The 18,379-nt window shown below is 61.0% G+C and carries 15 protein-coding genes; 7 read left to right on the plus strand and 8 right to left on the minus strand.

The features are described from left to right. Nucleotides 1-53: 53 nt before the first annotated feature. Nucleotides 54-1,373, plus strand: a complete 1,320-nt coding sequence (locus tag NKJ28_RS13325; RefSeq protein ID WP_352449655.1) for an ABC transporter substrate-binding protein — start codon at nucleotides 54-56, stop codon at nucleotides 1,371-1,373. A 181-nt stretch (nucleotides 1,374-1,554) separates the two neighbouring features. Here NKJ28_RS13325 and minE read toward each other — a convergent pair whose 3' ends face one another. From minE to minC, 3 genes are read right to left on the minus strand one after another with little or no spacing between them, the layout of a single operon-like run. Further along, nucleotides 1,555-1,827 carry a cell division topological specificity factor MinE gene (gene minE / locus NKJ28_RS13330; protein WP_023677151.1) on the minus strand — a complete coding sequence of 91 codons (273 nt, stop codon included), beginning with the start codon at nucleotides 1,825-1,827 and terminating at the stop codon, nucleotides 1,555-1,557. Beyond that, complete coding sequence (gene minD / locus NKJ28_RS13335) at nucleotides 1,824-2,639, minus strand: septum site-determining protein MinD (protein ID WP_023677152.1); 816 nt, start codon at nucleotides 2,637-2,639, stop codon at nucleotides 1,824-1,826. The genes minE and minD overlap by 4 nt, the downstream gene beginning before the upstream one ends. A 19-nt stretch (nucleotides 2,640-2,658) precedes the next feature. Then, nucleotides 2,659-3,378 (minus strand): septum site-determining protein MinC, encoded by a 720-nt coding sequence (gene minC, locus NKJ28_RS13340; RefSeq protein WP_352587357.1) that lies wholly within the window; start codon nucleotides 3,376-3,378, stop codon nucleotides 2,659-2,661. 238 nt (nucleotides 3,379-3,616) lie between these two features. On the opposite strand from minC, the gene NKJ28_RS13345 reads away from it, so the two are divergent. Next, complete coding sequence (locus NKJ28_RS13345; protein ID WP_023677154.1) at nucleotides 3,617-4,477, plus strand: hydrolase; 861 nt, start codon at nucleotides 3,617-3,619, stop codon at nucleotides 4,475-4,477. 94 nt (nucleotides 4,478-4,571) lie between these two features. Here the strand turns inward: NKJ28_RS13345 and NKJ28_RS13350 are convergent, their stop codons facing one another. Both NKJ28_RS13350 and NKJ28_RS13355 read right to left on the minus strand, forming a co-directional pair. Further along, the gene (locus NKJ28_RS13350; protein ID WP_352455346.1) at nucleotides 4,572-5,678 is read right to left on the minus strand and encodes a glycosyltransferase; all 1,107 of its coding nucleotides are present in this window, start codon (nucleotides 5,676-5,678) and stop codon (nucleotides 4,572-4,574) included. A gap of 8 nt (nucleotides 5,679-5,686) precedes the next feature. After that, nucleotides 5,687-7,237, minus strand: a complete 1,551-nt coding sequence (locus tag NKJ28_RS13355) for a GumC family protein (protein WP_352635897.1) — start codon at nucleotides 7,235-7,237, stop codon at nucleotides 5,687-5,689. Nucleotides 7,238-7,404: 167 nt separating this feature from the next. Between NKJ28_RS13355 and NKJ28_RS13360 the strand changes: the two genes are divergently transcribed. Then, complete coding sequence (locus NKJ28_RS13360) at nucleotides 7,405-8,715, plus strand: VpsF family polysaccharide biosynthesis protein (protein ID WP_352635899.1); 1,311 nt, start codon at nucleotides 7,405-7,407, stop codon at nucleotides 8,713-8,715. 19 nt (nucleotides 8,716-8,734) lie between these two features. Here NKJ28_RS13360 and NKJ28_RS13365 read toward each other — a convergent pair whose 3' ends face one another. Beyond that, on the minus strand, nucleotides 8,735-10,177 hold the full coding sequence (locus tag NKJ28_RS13365; protein WP_245274719.1) for a glucosamine inositolphosphorylceramide transferase family protein: 1,443 nt from the start codon (nucleotides 10,175-10,177) through the stop codon (nucleotides 8,735-8,737). Between the two features lie 201 nt (nucleotides 10,178-10,378). On the opposite strand from NKJ28_RS13365, the gene wecB reads away from it, so the two are divergent. From wecB to NKJ28_RS13380, 3 genes are read left to right on the plus strand one after another with little or no spacing between them, the layout of a single operon-like run. Continuing rightward, on the plus strand, nucleotides 10,379-11,533 hold the full coding sequence (gene wecB, locus NKJ28_RS13370; RefSeq protein WP_352635901.1) for a non-hydrolyzing UDP-N-acetylglucosamine 2-epimerase: 1,155 nt from the start codon (nucleotides 10,379-10,381) through the stop codon (nucleotides 11,531-11,533). After that, nucleotides 11,526-12,857 (plus strand): UDP-N-acetyl-D-mannosamine dehydrogenase, encoded by a 1,332-nt coding sequence (gene wecC / locus NKJ28_RS13375; RefSeq protein ID WP_352635903.1) that lies wholly within the window; start codon nucleotides 11,526-11,528, stop codon nucleotides 12,855-12,857. The genes wecB and wecC overlap by 8 nt, the downstream gene beginning before the upstream one ends. After that, nucleotides 12,854-13,657 carry a WecB/TagA/CpsF family glycosyltransferase gene (locus tag NKJ28_RS13380; protein ID WP_031211886.1) on the plus strand — a complete coding sequence of 268 codons (804 nt, stop codon included), beginning with the start codon at nucleotides 12,854-12,856 and terminating at the stop codon, nucleotides 13,655-13,657. The genes wecC and NKJ28_RS13380 overlap by 4 nt, the downstream gene beginning before the upstream one ends. A 44-nt stretch (nucleotides 13,658-13,701) precedes the next feature. On the opposite strand, the gene NKJ28_RS13385 is transcribed toward NKJ28_RS13380, so the two are convergent. Continuing rightward, on the minus strand, nucleotides 13,702-15,141 hold the full coding sequence (locus NKJ28_RS13385; protein WP_352569041.1) for a lipopolysaccharide biosynthesis protein: 1,440 nt from the start codon (nucleotides 15,139-15,141) through the stop codon (nucleotides 13,702-13,704). Nucleotides 15,142-15,310: 169 nt separating this feature from the next. On the opposite strand from NKJ28_RS13385, the gene NKJ28_RS13390 reads away from it, so the two are divergent. Further along, nucleotides 15,311-16,429, plus strand: coding sequence for a glycosyltransferase family 4 protein (locus NKJ28_RS13390; protein WP_352635906.1), 1,119 nt, complete (start codon nucleotides 15,311-15,313; stop codon nucleotides 16,427-16,429). Here the strand turns inward: NKJ28_RS13390 and asnB are convergent. Continuing rightward, a complete protein-coding gene (asnB, locus tag NKJ28_RS13395; protein WP_352635908.1) occupies nucleotides 16,403-18,328 on the minus strand; it encodes an asparagine synthase (glutamine-hydrolyzing) in 1,926 nt (641 codons plus the stop codon). The two genes, NKJ28_RS13390 and asnB, sit on opposite strands and share 27 nt — an antisense overlap. Between the last annotated feature and the right edge of the window lie 51 nt (nucleotides 18,329-18,379).

Below are 18,379 nucleotides of genomic sequence, written 5' to 3' on the forward strand. Positions count from 1 at the left end.
GCACGAAAGCCAATCCAGGGTGGAGCGGCGGAAACTCAGTAGGAGGAACTGATATGAAACTGAAGAAAATACTGTTTGCAGCAGTCTCTGCGGGCGCAATGATGCTCGCAAGTCCAAGCTTCGCGGCCACGGAGCTGAGCGTGCAGCGCTTTTTCGGCGCCTGCGATGCCGATTTCGGCACCAACACCGATGCCACCAAGGCCGTTGGCGAATGCGGCATCATCACCTCGCTAATCAACAAGTTCAACGCCGACAATCCCGATGTCCATGTCAACGTCACCACCGTGGAATGGCCCGGCTATGATCAGCTGACCGCGCAGTTCGCTTCAGGCGACGCTCCGGACATCGTCACGATCCATGAATCCGTACTGTCGGATTATCAGTCGAAGGGCCTGTTGATGCCGCTCGACGATCTCTTGAAGTCGGTCGGCGTGACACCCGACGCCTTCACCGACGCGGCACGCAATGGCGCCACCAAAGACGGCAAGGTCTATGGCCTGCCGATCGACAGCTGGACGATGCTCTATCACGTCAACATGGATCTTTTCAAACAAGCCGGCCTGGTCAATGCCGACGGCACGCCGATTTTTCCAAAGTCGCCCGAGGAACTGCTCGCCCAGGCCGAACAGTTCAAGCAGAAGACGGGCAAGCCTTATTTCGTCCAGAACCTGACCAATGAGACTGCACTCTACACACGCAACCTCTACACCTATCTTTTCCAGCAGGATTCCGATTTCTTCGCCGATCCGAAGCATGTGAAGTTGAATACGCCGGAAGCCAAGAAGGTCGTCGAGATGTACAAGGCGATCTTCGAGAAGGGCTACACCACCAAGGATCTCGATTATGGCGGCTCGATCAACGCCTTCCTTGCCGGCGAGGGTGGCGTCCACCTTAACGGCACCTGGGTGGTCGGCGATTACAACGCCCAGTCCGAGACCAAGGGTACGGCGCTCAACAAGGGCGGCTATGCGGTCTATCCGTATCCGCAGCTGTTTGGCGGCGCCCACGCGCAATATGCCGACGGCCACACCTGGGCCGTTTCGCAGAAAGACCGCACGCCTGAACAGATCGCGGCCATCGGTAAATTCCTGAAGTTCTTCGCCGACAACGACTTCGAATGGTCACGCACCGGTCACCTGCCGGCCTATAAGGCCGTCATCACCTCGGACGCGTTCAAGGCCCTGCCGCATCGCAACACGATCTCTGCGGTCGCTGATCTCGGCAAGCCGCTGCCGTCCGCCGTACAGCGTCAGTTTGCGATCCAGGACATTATCGGCGAAGAGATGAGTGCAGCAATCAGTGGCCAGAAGGACGTCGACACCGCCCTTGCCGACATGGAAAGCCGCGTCAACGAATTGCTCGCCAACATCTGACCACGGTTTCGAAAGGCCCTCCCAAGGCCCCCGCGGCTGGAAACGGCCGCGGGGTTTTGGTGAGGGAGTGGTTATTGTCCTCGAATTGCGAGAACTTGCCGGTGGCGACCGGGTCAAACACGCCAACCACGGCGCCGCAACCTCGGCAGCAGCCGACGCAAGCCCTGGCCGGAGGATTCCGTTAGAACGCCGCGGCCATGGGCATTGCGACCTTGTTGGGGATCTGGATGTCGATCTCCAATCTCGACGTCGTTTCGCCGTGATCCATGCTCACCTGCAGGAAATCCTGGTCGACCTGAACATGCCGGGCGATCACCGCCATGATCTCCTCGCGCAACACCGAGACGAGATCGGGCTGGTTGCGGCTTCGACGCTCGTAAGCCAACAGCAGTTGCAAGCGTTCGCGCGCCACCGGCGCGCTGCCGCGGCGCTTGAAGATATCGAGCAGGTTCATGCTGCCCTCCTTCCCAACAGCCGGTCGAGGAGGCCCCTCCGCTCGAAAGGCAGAATGACCGGCAGGTCCTCGCCCTCGAGTCTTCTTGCCGCGTCGATATAGGCGCGTGCGGCGGGGTTGGTGTTTTCGCTGAGCGTAACCGGCGCGCCCACATTGGATGCGCGCAGCACGTCCTGGCTCTCGGGAATTATTCCCAGCAAGGGCGTCGACAGGATCTCGAGCACGTCATCGATGCTCAGCATCTCGCCGCGGGCAGCGCGCGCAGCATCGTAGCGCGTGACGAGGACGTGTTTGACAATCGATTCACCTTGCTCGGCTTTCATCGTTCTGGAGTCGAGCAGGCCGATGATGCGATCGGAATCGCGGACCGAGCTCACTTCCGGGTTGGTGACGATTACCGCCTCGTCGGCAAAGCGCATGGCAAGTTGCGCGCCCCGCTCTATGCCGGCTGGGCTGTCGCAGAAGACGTAGTCGAAAACCGATCGCAGCTTGTCGATGACATCGGCGACGCCTTCCTCGGTGAGAGCATCCTTGTCGCGCGTTTGCGAGGCCGGCAGCAGGAACAGCGTTTCGAGTCGCTTGTCACGGATCAGCGCCTGCGAAAGCTTGGCGGTTCCCTGAATGACGTTGACGATATCGAAAACAACGCGCCGCTCGGCACCCATGATCAGATCGAGGTTGCGCAGGCCGACGTCGAAATCGACGAGAGCCACCCGCTTGCCGGTTTTCGCGACCGCGGCGCCGAGAGCGGCCGTCGAGGTCGTCTTGCCGACACCCCCTTTGCCGGATGTGACAACCACTACCTTGCCCATATTTGTGCCTCCAATGTTGTTAGTTGAGCGGTGCGACGCAAAGTGCGCCGTCCTCGAGAAAGGCCTGTACCGGCCTTCCTCGCGAGGAGGCGTCCATCTCCTCGGCAGTGCGGTACCAGCCGTCCACCGCCAGAAGTTCGGCTTCGTTTTTCCGGCAAAAGATGCGAGCCGCGGAATTTCCCGTGGCGCCGGCGAACGCACGTCCACGCAGCGTGCCGTAGACGTGGATCGATCCTCCGGCGATGATCTCGGAACCGGAACTGACGGAGCCGACAATGACCACATCGCCATCGGGATGAAAGATCGACTGGCCGGAGCGGATCGGTGCCTTGATCATCAATGAGTTCGGCGCCTGCGGCTCTTCCGTCTTGGCCTCAGCTGCGGCCTTCGGGTGCGGCTGCACGTAAAGCGCGTCGGCGGTGGCCTCCTTGGCGCCAACGAGGAGCGGCGGCAGATCGGCATCGAGAGCTACATTGCCATCGGCCTCGATCGCGTAGATGCGAATCCCGCGCTCCGCGAGTTGTAAGACCAGATCCCGCATCTCGCCCACCTCGGGCTTGAGTATATTCAGATCGAGCACGACCGGGCGGCCGGCAAAGAAGCCGGGAGAGTTTTCGGTCCAGTGATCGAGGCTTTGCAGCCATTCCCCTAGCGGGGCCTCAGGGGTGAGGGTGAAGGCTACAAACGAGCGCGCTCGAAAGCGTATGGACTTGTTTTGGATGGGAGAGACGCAGGTCACAGAGGCGAGTCCTTACTGATTGGTTAAGGCTAGCCCGGCATGGTTAACGAAAAGTTAATGGCGGCTTCCCGAGGCGTTGGCGGAGGCATTCTTTTTGCCCCTGATCGCCCCGCCGGCGCCCTGCTTCCGATGCACGACGAGGTCCTCCTCGCGGCTGCCTGGAGGCGCCTCCAGTTCACGAGGTCGGCCGACCGGTATATTGTTGCCGGAATGCCGGGCCTATTAAGGAGTTATCGATTTGACAAGCGTTGCCAAGGGGCCTGTCGCGGATCGCGGTCGCGCTACCTATGACCTTGGCGCGACCGCCATCTTTGCTTCCAAATCAGACCCGCGCTTTCACTATTGCCTGTATGTGCCTCCCGCGGTTGGGGAAGGGGCCAAAGTCGATCTGATGGTCGCTGTCCATGGCACCGGCCGCACCTCTTTTCTTGGATTCCGCGATGCGTTTTCCGAGTTCGGACGCTGGAACGGCTGCGCCGTTTTGTGTCCGCTGTTCCCAATCGGCGTTCTCGGGGATGATGCCCGCAGCGGATACAAATATTTGCTCGAGGGCAACATACGCTACGATCAGGTGCTGCTCGCCATGGTTGAGGAGGTCAGCGCCAAATACAGTCAGGATTGGAGCCGCTTTGCCATGTTCGGATTTTCCGGCGGCGGGCATTTCACGCATCGTTTTGCTATCCTGCATCCCGACAGGCTCTGGGCGGCCTCAATCGGCGCGCCAGGCTCGGTGACCTTGCTCGATCCGACGCGTGACTGGTGGGTGGGCATTCGCGATCTGCCGGAGAAGTTCGGCATCACCTTCGATGCCGCAGCGCTGGCAAAAGTGCCTTTCCAGATGATCGTCGGCGACGCTGACCTGGAGACTTGGGAGATCACTCATGTCCAAGGCAGCACCCATTGGATGCCGGGCGCCAACGATGCGGGGCGAACACGGCCGGAACGCCTCATGGCATTGTGTCGATCGTTCGAGGAGGCGGGGGCGCGCGTGCGCTTCGATTTGCTGCCAGGCGTATCTCATGAACGGGATGCGGTTCTCGATTCGGTCAAGGATTTCCTCGCCCAACAACTCAAGGAACGAGGGAATGCCTCACGATAAATTCGTTGCGCCCCAGCCCGTGAAGAGATTATCGCAATCAAAGCCCGACCACGTCGACCGCATCCAACCGCGATCTGCTGGCAGTGCGTAACGACTAGAGCAACGCTTCGTATTGATCGCCAATCTTGTCGACTGTGAAATCCGCCGCCCTGTTTTTCAGCACGGCAGCAGGGGTGGGGTGGTCCAGCATCTCGGCCATCGCCTTCGCCAGGGCCGCGGCGTCACCGACCGGCACCAAGGTGCCGAAACGGCCGTCAGCGAGTATTTCGCGCGGGCCATGCGGAGCATCGGTGGAGATTACGGGGACACCGGCGGCCATGGCCTCGACCAAGACGTTGCCAAAGCCTTCGCTGGTCGATGACAGAACGAACAGATCGGCCGCGGCATAGCAAGCCGCGGGATCGTTGACATAGCCGGCAAAGAGCACGTCCCCGCCTATGCCTGTCTCTTCGGCATAGGCGTGCAATTCGGCAGCCAGCGGACCTTCGCCGAAGATAACAAGCCGGGCGGGGCGGCCGGCGCGCAGGGCAGCGAAGGCCCGCAGCAAAGTCCGGTGGTCCTTGACCGGCACCAGGCGCCCGGCGGTGGCAATGACCGGCGCATCGCCCATCGCCGCCAACGCTGCCTGCCAGGCATAGGAAGTCCCCGGCGGTGCTTCAGCCGGCGGCAGCGGGTTATTGATGACGACGACCTTGGATTCGGGGAAGCCGCGGGCGATGATGTCACGGCCGACACCCGCTGAAACGGCGATGGCTTTGGTTGCGCGCGCTGCAACCAGCGCGGAAAGCCAGATCGCCAGCCTCGCGCCGAGGCCGCTGGCAGGCAGCGAGGCGGCGGCATGGAAGCTTGGAAAGAATTTTGCCCGGCTTCTGGCCAACATGAGTGACAGCGCCATCACCAGATTGGCGAATTCCGGGGCGCTATAGACCGCATCAGGATCAAGGCGGCGGAACAAATTTGCGCTTCGCACGATGCCTTTCAGCGTCGCCGACTTGGCGTAACCCTCGCCGCGCAAGAGAAGGCCGAAGTCGACCAGATGCACGGCAGCTGAACGCAGCGCGGCGTTAGGGCCTTCCGCGTTCCAGGTAAAAAGCGTGACCTCGTGGCCACGCGACGCCAGTTCATTTGCCATCAGGACGAAAACACGTTCGGCGCCGCCGCCCCTCAGGCTGGCGATGTGGAAAACGATGCGCTTCACCATACCTTGCTTCAGGCTCGGCTGGCGGCAAGGCCTGATCGGTTCGGCGGCCGGCGCATGTCGCGGATGATGCCCATGCCGATGGCCAGCAGCATGCCCAGGGCAAAGCCTGCGAACGCTCCTGCGCCTGCCACCAGGGCAGTGCGCGGGGGCCATGAGCGCGCTGGCGGGGGCACCGCGGTCGAAATCACCTGTACGTTTGTGGTGTCGATCTGCTCGCGCTCGCTGATTTGGCGCGCACGTGACAGGAAGCTCTCATAGACCGCTCTCTTCGAGGCGGCATCGCGTTCAAGTTCACGCAGGGCGACTTCGGATTCGCTGTCGGTGAATACATTGCTCTTCAGATCGTTCATCCTGGCGTTGAGAGAAGCCAACGAGGCCCCGGCCTTGTCCAGGCTGGCCTTTGCCGTGCCGATGGTGCGGGAGAACTCGGCCCGGAGTTGCGAGTTGACGGTCTCGAGTTCCGTCCTGAGCCTGACAATCGTCGGGTGGCGCGGACCGAAGGTCATCGACTGTGAATCGATCTGCTGCCGCAGGCTGTTTGACCTGTCGCGCAGCGCCGCGAGCGCTTCCGAAACCGTGGGGTCGGGATTGGCCCCGTTGATACCGGAGGCAACCAGGGCGTCGTAGCTTGCCTGCGCGGCGATGACACGCGATTGCGCATCGACGATTTCGCCATTGAGCTGCGTCAGCGTCTGCGAACTGACGAGCTGGCCATTGCTGGACGACAGGTTGTGGCTGCGCCTGTAGCTCTCGACCTTCTCTTCGGCTGCCTGCACGTCGCTCTTGAGTTGGCCAAGCCGGCTGTCAAGGGCAGCCGCGGCACGGCTGGCGCCGGCAGCTTCCGCCTTAGCCAGTTCTTCCTGGAAGTTTTTGACTATGGCCTGCGAGATCAGGATCGCCTTGGCGGTGGTTTCCGCAGATACCGAGAGGGTTGTGACAAACGAGGTCGGATCCGCGATGGCGTCTACCCGGTCCGCCAGGTTCTTCAAGGCGATGAGCCCCGGGTCGGGCTTCGCCACGGCGCCGGACGAGGATGTGCTCCGGTCCGGATCGAAAAACTCCGGATCGTGAGTCAGATTCAGTTCGTCCACCACACGGGAAAGCACGTTGCCCGAGGTCAGGATGCGCTGCTTGCTGCGCGTGCTGAGCAGCTGGCTATCGACCTGGCCCGGTTGCGAGTAGAGGTCGTTTTCCACAACCTGCAAATTGGATGGGTTGATGAGGACCTCGGTCGTGACGGTGTAACGCTGCTTGCTCAGCAATGCATAGGCGCCGCCGACAATGCCGCCGATTACCGCCAGCATGAAGGCCAGGGCGAGGCCGGCCCGCAGCCAGACGAACAGGCGTCGAAAATCGAGCTCGAGGAAATCGCCGATCTTGTCCAGGGTCACCGTTGCGACAGGCTCTGGAGGTTGCGGCGTCACCGGCGCGGAGCTTAGCGCCGCGACTGGGCCATGCTGTTGCAGCAATGCCCTGCGCCGTGCATTGGCGATACGCTCGAATGCACTGTTATTGGAAGCCGTCGCGGAGATAGGGGGTGTGCCGGAACCGGCAGACATGGTGACAACCCTTGTTAAATCATTACGCTTGGCCTGCTCTACAGAAACATCGTTAACATCTTATTTTCCAAGTTGGCCCATTTTACCGCTCACGCTGTCCGTCCGGCGGACGTTGAAGGGATTTCGTTGCCCAGAATGCCGTTCGAATATCGCCATTTGGATGGGCCATGAGCTATCCCGCTGCCGCTTCGGAACGATTATCGTCCAGCCGAGCGCGCCGTCAGAACGCGCTGTCGCTGCTGTTTTTCCTATGCGCAGCGTTCGCGCTCCTGCTTCGCTTTACGGTATCACCGCAGGTGATGAACATGGTCGTCGACTATACGGCCCAGGGAGGCTCGTTCTACGAGAAGCTGCATTTCGGCACCTATGCGATCATCCTGCTGCTTCCTATCGTTCTTTTCAGCCGGCCGTTTCTGCTGCACGGCGACGAAATTGGAATATTCAAGGCGTTGATCCGCTATTCGGTGCTGATGTTCGCGCTGGTGCCCTATCTGTTCGTTACCGGCCGTGCGGGCTCCTCCGGGTTCATCATCGATACCTATCTGGTGGCCGGCGCCACAGGCCTGTTGATGCTGGCATTGAATGCAGAGGTGCGGCGGGCGCTGGGGGACGTCGTGCTTGGAATGGCGATCCTGAGCGCTGTCATCGGCACCATCGAGGCGGTGAGTCAACATCGGCTGTTGCCCTATGGGTTGAACGAACTGCAATTCAGGCCAACTGGCCTGTCGGCCCATCCGCTGGCACTGGGCGCGCTCTGCGCCACAACCATCGGATTCGTGCCGCTGACGCACTGGCGCATATGGGCGCGGGTGATGGCGATCTTCCTGTTGTTCATCGGTTGCGCTGCATCGGGCGCTCGCGCCGCGCTGATGCTCGCCACCGGCGAAATCCTCATTCTGCTGCTGTTCGTGCCTTGGCCGGGCCTGTCGCTCAAATATGAGCGGCAGGCCAAATTTGTCGTGCTGATGTTCACCGTGACGGGTGGCGCGGTGCTCGTAGCGGTACTGTTTGCGGGCGGTCTGCTGAATCGGTTCAGCAACACCATCTTCGACGAAAACTTCATGGCCCGGGTGACCATTTATCAGGTGTTCGGACTGGTCAGCTGGAACGACATCCTGTTCGGCATGAACGTTGACGACCTGCTGGCGATCGTCCGGCAGAAGCTGCATCTGCCCTACATCGAAAGCGCGCCGGTGGTAATTATCTTGCTCTTCGGCCTGCCCATAGCCCTGCTGTTTACAGCGCTGATATTCTGGTTCGTCTTCCGGCTGCTGCGCGGGGCGCCGCTGCCGGCATGGATCGGCACCATAACGTTCTTGCTTGCCGCGCTGTCAAACAACGCGCTTTCGTCAAAAACGCCGGACATGACGATCATCGTGGTGTTGCTGCTTGCCTACAGGAAGCAGCCCCATGGAGGCTCGCTCGAGAGCATGCCTTCGGCCGCTGCATCCAGCCCAAACCCGGCTGGATCTCGTTAAGCACGGACCTCGGATCCGGTCAGCCGGCGCTGTCCACGACCTCGACACCGCCCGCGCGATTGAGCGTGTGAATGCCGGACCGAGCCCATGCCGGCCCGGGATCGATTGAGCGGGGCAGTTCAAAACGGACGTCGAAATCATCAAGCCGATCCAGCCGCATCAATCCCAGGCCGCCGCCATAGGCTCTAGACCCGTTTTGCACCGGCAGCAGCAAAGCGTCGCCCTGGCGGATAAAGGCGCCGCCCGGCCGAGTGGCGGAGTGGTCGACTGCGACGGGATTGAGCGCGTGCGCAGCCCACGGCCCACGCAGCGCCGGGGCGGAATAGACGGCCATCGTGTCGGACGCGCTGCCGTGACCGAACCGCTCAGTCCCCAACAGCCAGAAGCGACCGTCGGATTCGAGCAGCGTGGCGTCGTTGAAATCCCTGTCCGTCATCAGCACCGTATCGCGTACCCAGCGATCAGGAAACTGCTCGGCACGGTAGAGCACCAGTTCTCGCGCCGTAGCGCTTTCAGGGATCATGAAAATCTCGCCGGAGTGAGCAAACACCTGCGGATATGACAGGTGATGCGCTTCCTCCAGCACCACTTTCGGCACGCCGAAAGTGCCGTCGGTGCCAAGTTCAGCGACAGAAATCACCCCGCGGCCGGTGGAGTAGGGAAACTCCTCGACAAACAGAAAATGACGGCCGTCGCGCTCGAGAACGAACGGATCGGCGTAGAAGCGCTGCCCGTCATCGGCAAGCACGGTGAACGGCTTACCATCCAGCTGTCCGGTTTCGGCGACGCCTGGACCGTCGATCAGCCGATAAGCAACCTGCCAATAGAAGGGGCGCCGACCACGTCGCAGTTTTTGCACGGCGCGGTCGACCAACCCCCTGCCGAAAAAGGGCAGATAGTGCCCGATAAATCCGCCTTTCTGCAGGGGCGGCGCCGGGCTCTCGGCAATCGGCGCAAGTTTGCCCGCGGAAAAGCGGGCGACACATTGGGCAATCAGGGAGATGGCGCCGGCGAGCAGGTCGTTGCTGGTTCGAGACAGCCACAACCTGTCGCTGATCATCGGCCGCGCTCTGGCGACGGCAACGCCGTCGAGCCGAGCGGTGAGTTCGGGCAGCCGCCCGCTCGCCAGCATCTCGGTCATGCCCGCGGCAAAGCTGCTTTGGCCGCAAAATTCGAGCGTCAGGACAGGCGTGCCCCGTCGTGCGGCGGTAGCGGTGAGATCGACCATAAGATCGACTGGGCCGGTGTCGCCGGACGGCAACGGCCGGGAACGGCTTGCCAGTGAGGGGCCGAAGCGCCGGCCCTCGAGCGCCAGCACGTTATCCATCGTGCGCGCATTGGGTTCAGGCGTCGGCGCGCGGCAACTCGAAACCGCATGTCCAGCTGCACTCAACCGCGCCAGAAGCTCATTTTCCCAGCGCCGGGATGTGTCGGCGTGGCCGATGATTAAAATATTAGTCAATCCAATATATTCTTTTTCAAGACTACTGTCATAGACTACTTGTCAGCCCAACCTTTCACAAGAGTTAAACCGGGAGAACGCGGCCTTGGTTGTTAATCATATATTAAGAATTGAGATCACGAAGGCGCTTTCCGGCGCTATTATGGCTCTTGCGGGCAATAGTCGGCATGTCCCGAAGGCTGCAGGCGACCAGGATCAGCGATGAACGTCCTTTCACGTCCAAAACTGCCATCCAGGCAGAAACTGCTGATCGTGTTCGGCACTAGGCCGGAGGCACTCAAATGCTTTCCAGTGGCGCGTGCCGCCCTTGCTCATCCAGGCTTCATCACCGAAATATGCATCACCGCCCAGCATCGTGAAATGGTCGACCAGGTTGTCGAGCTGACCGGCCTGCCGGTGCATCACGATCTCAACATCATGCAACCCGGCCAGTCGCTGTTCGACGTGACCTCGCGCGTGCTCCTGGGCATGGCCGAGGTGCTGGAAAAGTCGCAGCCCGATATCGTCATGGTACAGGGCGACACCACCACGGCGATGGCCGCGGCTCTGGCTGCCTTCTACAAACGCATCCCGGTCGCTCATGTCGAAGCAGGATTGCGCAGCCACAACATCAACTCGCCGTTTCCTGAAGAACTGAATCGCAAGATTGCCGGCGACATCGCCACCTGGCATTTTGCGCCGACCGTTCAGGCGCGCGACAACCTCATCGCCGAAGGAAAGGCCGAAAGCACCATCTTCGTGACCGGCAACACGGTGATCGACACGCTGTTGCATTTTTCAAGCGCGATCGATGCCGACAGGCTGATGAACGCGAAGCTCGCTGCCAGCTTCCCCTTCCTCGACCCTTCCAAGAAGATGATCCTCGTCACCGGACATCGCCGCGAGAATTTCGACGGCGGCATCCAGCGCATCTGTACGGCGTTGAAGGGATTGGCGGCGCGCGGAGACGTGCAGATCGTCTACCCTGTCCATCCAAACCCCAATGTGCGCTCGGTGGTCAACGCAGAGCTGGAAGGCGTGCCGAACATCCATCTGGTCGAGCCGCAGGACTATCTGCCGTTCCTGTACCTGCAGAAGCAGAGCTATCTGGTGCTTACTGATAGCGGCGGCGTGCAGGAAGAAGCGCCTTCGCTCGGCAAGCCGGTGCTGGTGATGCGCGAAAATACCGAGCGACCGGAGGGGATCGTGGCCGGCACCGCCCGTCTTGTCGGCACCGATGTCGAGAAAATCCTGTTCAACGCCAATCGCCTGCTCGACGATCAGGCTGCCTATCGCGGCATGGCGGAACGACACAACCCATATGGCGATGGCCGGGCCAGTAACCGGATTGTTGAGGAACTGCTGCATCATGGCTGAAATCAAAACCGTTTCCGTAATCGGCATGGGCTATATCGGCCTGCCGACCTGCGCCATTTTCGCCAGCCGCGGGCTCAACGTCATTGGCGTCGATGTCAACGGAGCGGTGGTCGAGAAGGTCAACCGCGGCGAAATCCACATCGTCGAGCCGGACCTTGACGGTCTAATCCAGAAGGTCGTGGCGAACGGCAAGCTCATGGCCTACAGCACGCCGCAGCCGGCGGACGCCTATATCATCGCCGTGCCGACCCCGATGACCCACGATCATAAGCCGGACGTGACCTACGTGCTCGCGGCGGCACGAAGCATCGCCCCCGTGCTGAAGCGGGGAGACCTTGTGGTATTGGAATCGACATCGCCGGTTGGAACCACGCGTATCATGACCGGGCTGCTTGCCGAGTTGCGGCCTGATCTCAAATTTCCTGTCCAGCATGGCGAAGACGCCGATGTGCTGGTCGCCTATTCGCCCGAGCGTGTGTTGCCGGGAAAGGTGCTGACCGAGCTGATCAACAACGATCGCTCGATCGGCGGATTGTCCCGCAAATCGTCGGAGCGGACCGCGGCACTCTATTCGACCTTCGTCACCGGCGACCTGTTCATGACAACGGCCGAAAGTGCTGAGCTGGTGAAACTGACCGAGAACGCGTTCCGCGACGTCAACATCGCCTTTGCCAACGAGCTTGCCGCCGTGTGTCAGGATCTGTCGCTCAATGTATGGGAAGTGATCGATCTCGCCAATCGACACCCTCGCGTGAACATCCTCCAGCCGAGCCCGGGCGTTGGCGGTCACTGCATTGCGGTCGATCCATATTTTATCATCGACGCCGCACCCAACAGCACGCGGCTGATGGCTTCGGCACGCCGGATCAATTCCGAACGGCCGATGTCGGTGGTCAGGGATATCGAGGCCTTGCTCGACCCCTCCCGCAAACAGACGATCGCCTGTCTTGGCCTCAGCTTCAAAGCCAACATCGACGATTTGCGCGAGAGCCCGGCCGTCAAGGTGGTGAAACTTCTGTCCGATATCCCCAATGTGAAGATCATTGCGGCTGAACCCAACACAAATGCGCTGCCGCATGAGCTCGAGGGCAGGGGCATCGTGTTCACCGACGCACTTTCGGCCATCGACAAGTCCGATATCGTCGTCCTCCTGGTCGACCATCGGCAGTTCAATCTGGTCGACCCCGAAGCGCTCAAGGACAAGAAGCTCGTCGATACGAGGGGTCTGTGGACGTGGCGCAAGGCACGCAAGCCCGACGCCCGCATCGAAGGCAAGAAACCAGAGGTCGCACAAGTGACGCTTGCAAGGGAGCAGGCCGCATGAACGCGCACGCCCCGGCATGGGCGCAGCATTCCCTGTTGGCATCACGGCGCCGGGAGTTCCTTGGTGCACCGATCCATGCGCTGACCATGGCCGAGACACTGGCCATCGCCGACGAGGCGATGACCCTGGGGCGGCCGCTGCATCATGTGGTCGTGAACGTCGCCAAGCTGGTGACCATGCGCCAGAATGCCGAGCTGCGCGAGGACGTGGCCGGGGCGGACGTGGTCAATGTCGACGGCATCGGCGTGCTTTGGGGTGCACGTCTGTGCGGCGTCGCGCTGCCCGAGCGGGTGGCGGGCGTCGACATCATGATCAATCTGCTGAGCCTCTGCGCGAAGCGTGGATTCAGGCCGTATCTGCTGGGGGCCGAACAGCACGTTCTCGACGCGGTTGTAGTGAGACTTGCCAAGGACCATCCGAGCCTCGTCATAGCGGGAATGCGCAACGGCTATTTCAAGCCGGAGGACGAGGCCGGGATCGTCGCGGCGATCAACGCCTCGGGCGCCGACTGCCTGCTGGTGGCCATGCCGACACCGCGCAAGGAACGCTTTCTCAAACGCTACCGCGATGAACTCGCCTCAAGCTTCGTGATGGGCGTGGGCGGCAGTTTCGACGTCTATGGGGGCAAGGTTGCCCGTGCGCCGAAGCTGATACAAGCGGCCGGCCTGGAGTGGCTGTTCCGCGTCGTCCAGGAGCCGCGACGCTTGTGGCGCCGCTACTACGACACCAACACTGCCTATGCGGGACTGCTGTGCCGGGAGTTCTGGGAGCGTCGCTGGCGCCGAAACGCCGGTTTATAGTTTCGCGTTCCCCCACAAAACAGGCGTTGACCCTGGACTTCGCTTTACGCGATCCGTAGCCGCGCCCGCAGCTGGGCGACGAATTGCGTCGCTGCCACAGGGTGGAACAACGAGGTCAGCCCGAAGAAAACCGCAGCACCGGCAGTGCCGCCGGCGACAAGCGAGAAGATTGCCGGCACGTCGCCGGGCACCATGCTGGCAAGCTTGGCGGCCACCCCCGTGCTGAGCGAGATGACCACCGAGACACCGATGTCGCGCCATGGCACCGGCACCGGTGTGAGCCGCTCGCTGATGATGATGCAGGTTATGGAGCCCACCACCGAGCCGCCCGCCAGCGCCAAAGCGGCGCCGATCTCCGCCATCGGGGGGATCAACAGCAGGGACAATGCGATTGTTGCCACCGAGCCGAAGAGATTGGCGATGATCAGCAGCCACGGCCGCTTGTGCGCGTGCACCACGACGCCATAGACGAAGCTGGTGAGGTTGGCGCACAGCACGCTGAAGGCAATGATCGGAAACAGCAGGCCGAAGCGGCCGTGATATTGCGAGGGCAGCATAAGCTCGGTGATATCGCTGCTGAGCGCGACCAGCATCGCTGCAATAGGCAGGCAAAGCCGCATCATCAGCGCCATCAGTTGCGACAGCAGCCGGCCCGACGCCGCGGGCCCATCCTCGTCGAACCGGCTGACCACCTCGGGAAAGGCGCCCATGTTGATGGCGTTGGCGACCATGTCGATCGGCTGGCGGGCCAGCGCATAGGCTGCGGCGAAGATCGCCACAGCGCTGGCATCGTAATAGATCTTGAGGAACAGACGCTCCGCGCTGTTGAGCCCGAAGCCTACCAGCGCCATGATGATCAGCGGCACACCGAGCGCAAAGAAGTCCCTGTGGGTGAAGCGCGGCGGACCGGCAACGAGCCGTCGCGATGCCATGATGCCCGCCACGATGCCGGCAATCAAGGCGCCGAAGCTCGAGCCGAGCGATACCGTCAGAAAGCTATCCTGGAAGATAAGGATAGCGCCGATCGGCAGCGCGAGTTGCAGCAGGGCACGCAGGGCTTCGAGCATCGAATAGACCGAATGGCGCTGCTGCATCTGCAGCACCGTCAACGCGAAGCGGCTGATGGACCCGGCGACCAGATAGCCGCAGACTGCGATCGCGAACTCGACCCAGCGTTCAGGCACGATCACCGCCGACGCGCCTACCGATATGACCAGCGCCAGTGCCGTGGTGGCAAGCAACACCTGCCCGGCCAGCATCAGGCTGCCGCGGCTGACTTCGCCCTTGCCGCCAAGCCTGAGCAAGGCGATGCGCAGCCAGTTGGTGACGGCAATGTCGGTCATTTCGCCGACGGTCACCACCAGGGTGAGCAGGCCATACTCGGTCTGGTCGATCAAACGCGTCACGACGACCAGCAGGAGCAGCGCCGAAATTCGCGTCAGCAGGATCGCCGGAGCATAAATGAGCGTGGAACGGAGCAGCAAGGGCGTGTCCCTGGAAAACTCACCTTCGACTAGCCGCCGACTGGCGGAAAATCCAGCCCGATGACGCCGAAGGGTGAACAGATTCAGTTTGAACTAAAAGATTTGCCGTAAACCTTATCGGGAACGTTTGCTTTGCAGTTACCCGGTCTGTGTTATTTAGAGTACCATCATGTTGCAGCGCCTCATATCCGATCGAAAAATACATGTCCTGGTCGCGACGCCCTCGGGCGTTTCGGGGCAGGGCGGCATCGACCGCATCATGGGGGCGCTGAAGCAGGAGTTCGAACGGCAAGAAATCGCCGACATCGATGTGTGCTTCCTTGCCAGTCGTGGCCCGGGGCATGTCGGACTTTCGATCTTCTATATGCTCGGTTTTTGCTTACGGATGCTTAAAGCGCGTCTGGCTGGACGCGCCGATGTCATTCATATCAACATCTCAGTTTCCGGCAGCACCTACCGCAAGATGGTGATCGCCGCCTGCGCACGGCTGCTGTCGATACCCTATGTCCTGCATTTGCACGGGGCGCAGTATCAGACATTCTGGAAAGCCGACCGCGGTTTCATAAGCCGCCTTATCAAAGCTCTGTTCGAGCATGCCGATCGGGTGATCGTTTTGGGCAGGCTTTGGCGCGATTTCGTCGCCAGCCGGGCGCCGGGCGCAGCCGGCAATATCGTGATCGTGCCCAATGCGACCGAAGTCCCGTCGCTGGCGCATGTCGGCGGCGGCGACCATGTGCATATCCTGTTCCTGGGCCGCATCGGCGACCGCAAGGGCGTACCGCAATTGCTCGAGGCACTGCACCGCATGAGCCCTGTCAAGAATTGGCGCGCCACGATTGCCGGCGATGGCGAAGTCGAGGCGGCACGGGCAAAATCGGCCGCGCTGGGGATTGCAGACCGGATCGCCTTTCCGGGTTGGGTGGGACCGGACGATGTCGCATCGCTGATTTCTTCGGCCGATATTCTGGTTCTTCCATCCTTCGCCGAAAATCTGCCGATGTCGGTGATCGAAGGCATGGCAGCCGGTTTGGCGGTGGTGGCGACCCCGGTTGGCGCCGTCGAAGACATAATCACCGACGGGCAATCCGGGCTGCTGGTGCCGCCAGGCGATGTTACAGCGTTGACCGAGGCGCTGAGCCGCCTCGTGGAGAACCCGGCACTGCGGGCAAAGCTTGGTGCCGGTGCCATGGCCGTGCATCGGGAACGGCTTGAGCTCGCCCCGTTTGTCGGCGCAATCTGCGATGTCTGGCGGTCGGCGGCGTCAAGCCGTCAACCGGTCAAGCGCTGACGCCGATGATGACGGCGGCGCTTCAAGCCTGAATTCGCGGTGGAATATCTCCAAATTCAACAGCGCCCATATCAGCTTTTCGTGATCTGCAGCACGCGTGGTGTGTTCCGAGACGATTTGATTTAGCTGTTTCGGACTCAGATAGCTGCGAATGACGGAGTGAGGCGAGCAAAGATGGTCATGCACGTAGTTCCTCATCGATCCGCGAAACCATTCGGCGACCGGTACCTTGAACCCGACCTTGCGGCGGCTGAGAATTTCCTCTGGGAGGATATTGGCCATGCTGTCGCGCAGGATCTGCTTGCTGTGCAACCAACCCAGCCTGTAGCGATCGGGCAATTTGCTGACGAATGAAACCAGGTCTCGATCGAGGAACGGCATTCTTCCTTCGATTGAACCGGCCATCATCATGTGGTCGCCTCGTTCCAGTAGATTGTCAGGCAGCCACGATGTCTGATCGAAAAACAGCACGCGGCGAAGATGGGAAGCCGCAGCGCTTGACGAGAACGGAAAGTCGTTGCGCTCATAACGGCGATTTGCGGACGCGCCGATCAGGCAAGCGCGCTGCTGCGCCGAAACGGCTCCAAACCAGGAGACCATCCGGGCGGCAAAGTCCCTTTCGCCGGCGGTGCGGGCAAACGTATCGACCTTGGCCGACGCGCCCGGCATGGCGCGTACCAAAGGGGAAAGGACGTTATCGTGCAGCGAGGCTGGAACAAGCGACTGGTAGATCCCGGCCAGTGATTCCGCGCGATGCTTGGGATAGCCGCCGAGAATCTCGTCGGCTCCTTCTCCGGTGAGCACCATCTTGACGTCCTGCGAGGCGCGCTCCGACATCAGGTAAATTGGAATATCGCTGCTTTGCGAAACAGGTCCCCCGCGTTGGCGAACCATCGCGGGCAGGTGATCCATCAGATCGCCTGGCTGAATGACAAGTTCGCAATGATCGGTCTTGAAATGATCGGCAACGCGCCGGGCGAATCCAAGTTCGCTATAGGCTGCGTCGTCGAACCCGACGGAAAACGTGCGAATGGGCGTGGCGCTATGCCTGGCCATCAGGGCGACGATAGCCGAGGAGTCGAGTCCTCCGGAGAGAAAGGCCCCAAAAGGTGCATCGCTGCGCATCCTGATCTCGACGGAATGGTCGAGCAGTTCCAGAAATCGCTTCTTGGCGGTTTTTCCGTCGATCCGCTCGGTCAGGGCCGCCTGATCCGGAGGCGTATAGTAGCGCGTTTCCTTGACCACCCCTTGCGACCAGACAGCATAGCTTCCGGGATTGAGCTTGCGGATCTGTTTAAAAAGCGTGCGTGGTCCCGGCACATAACGCCAGTTCAGATACTCGTCCACCGCATCCAGATCGAGTTGCTGCGCATCTTGCTGCGCCGACAACAATGCGTTGATCTCCGAGGCAAACAGCAGCAATCTTTCGCTTTGCATGAGGTAAAGCGGCTTTTCCCCGAAGGGATCCCGGCCGAGGATCAATTCCTGCCTCTGAGCATCCCAGAGTGCAAAGGCGAACATGCCGCTCAGCCGGTCGAACATGGACAAGCGCCATTGATCGTAGGCTCGGAGCAGCACCTCGGTATCGGAGCGCGTTCGAAAATGATGGCCAAGGCCGATCAGTTCCTGGCGCAACTCGATGTAGTTATATATCTCTCCGTTGAAAATTATTTTGAGACGGCCGTCCTCAATCTGCATCGGCTGATTTGACTCAGGCGCCAAGTCAATGATCGCCAGGCGGCGATGGACCAATGCCAATTGTTGCTCGCCGGTATTCAGGTCCAATATCTCGGTGCCTTCGGCATCGGGACCGCGATGCCGCAATGCGTTTGACATTCTGGCGGCCCGCTCTTGTGGATTTTTAGCCCTTCGACCGATCCATCCGGCAATTCCACACATTGTTCCCCCTAGGCGCGCGCATTCCTCAATTCAGTACAACAAATGTGTTAA

Origin of the sequence: Mesorhizobium sp. M0145, assembly GCF_040322355.1 — a bacterium.
In the GTDB taxonomy this organism is placed as follows: Bacteria; Pseudomonadota; Alphaproteobacteria; order Rhizobiales; family Rhizobiaceae; genus Mesorhizobium.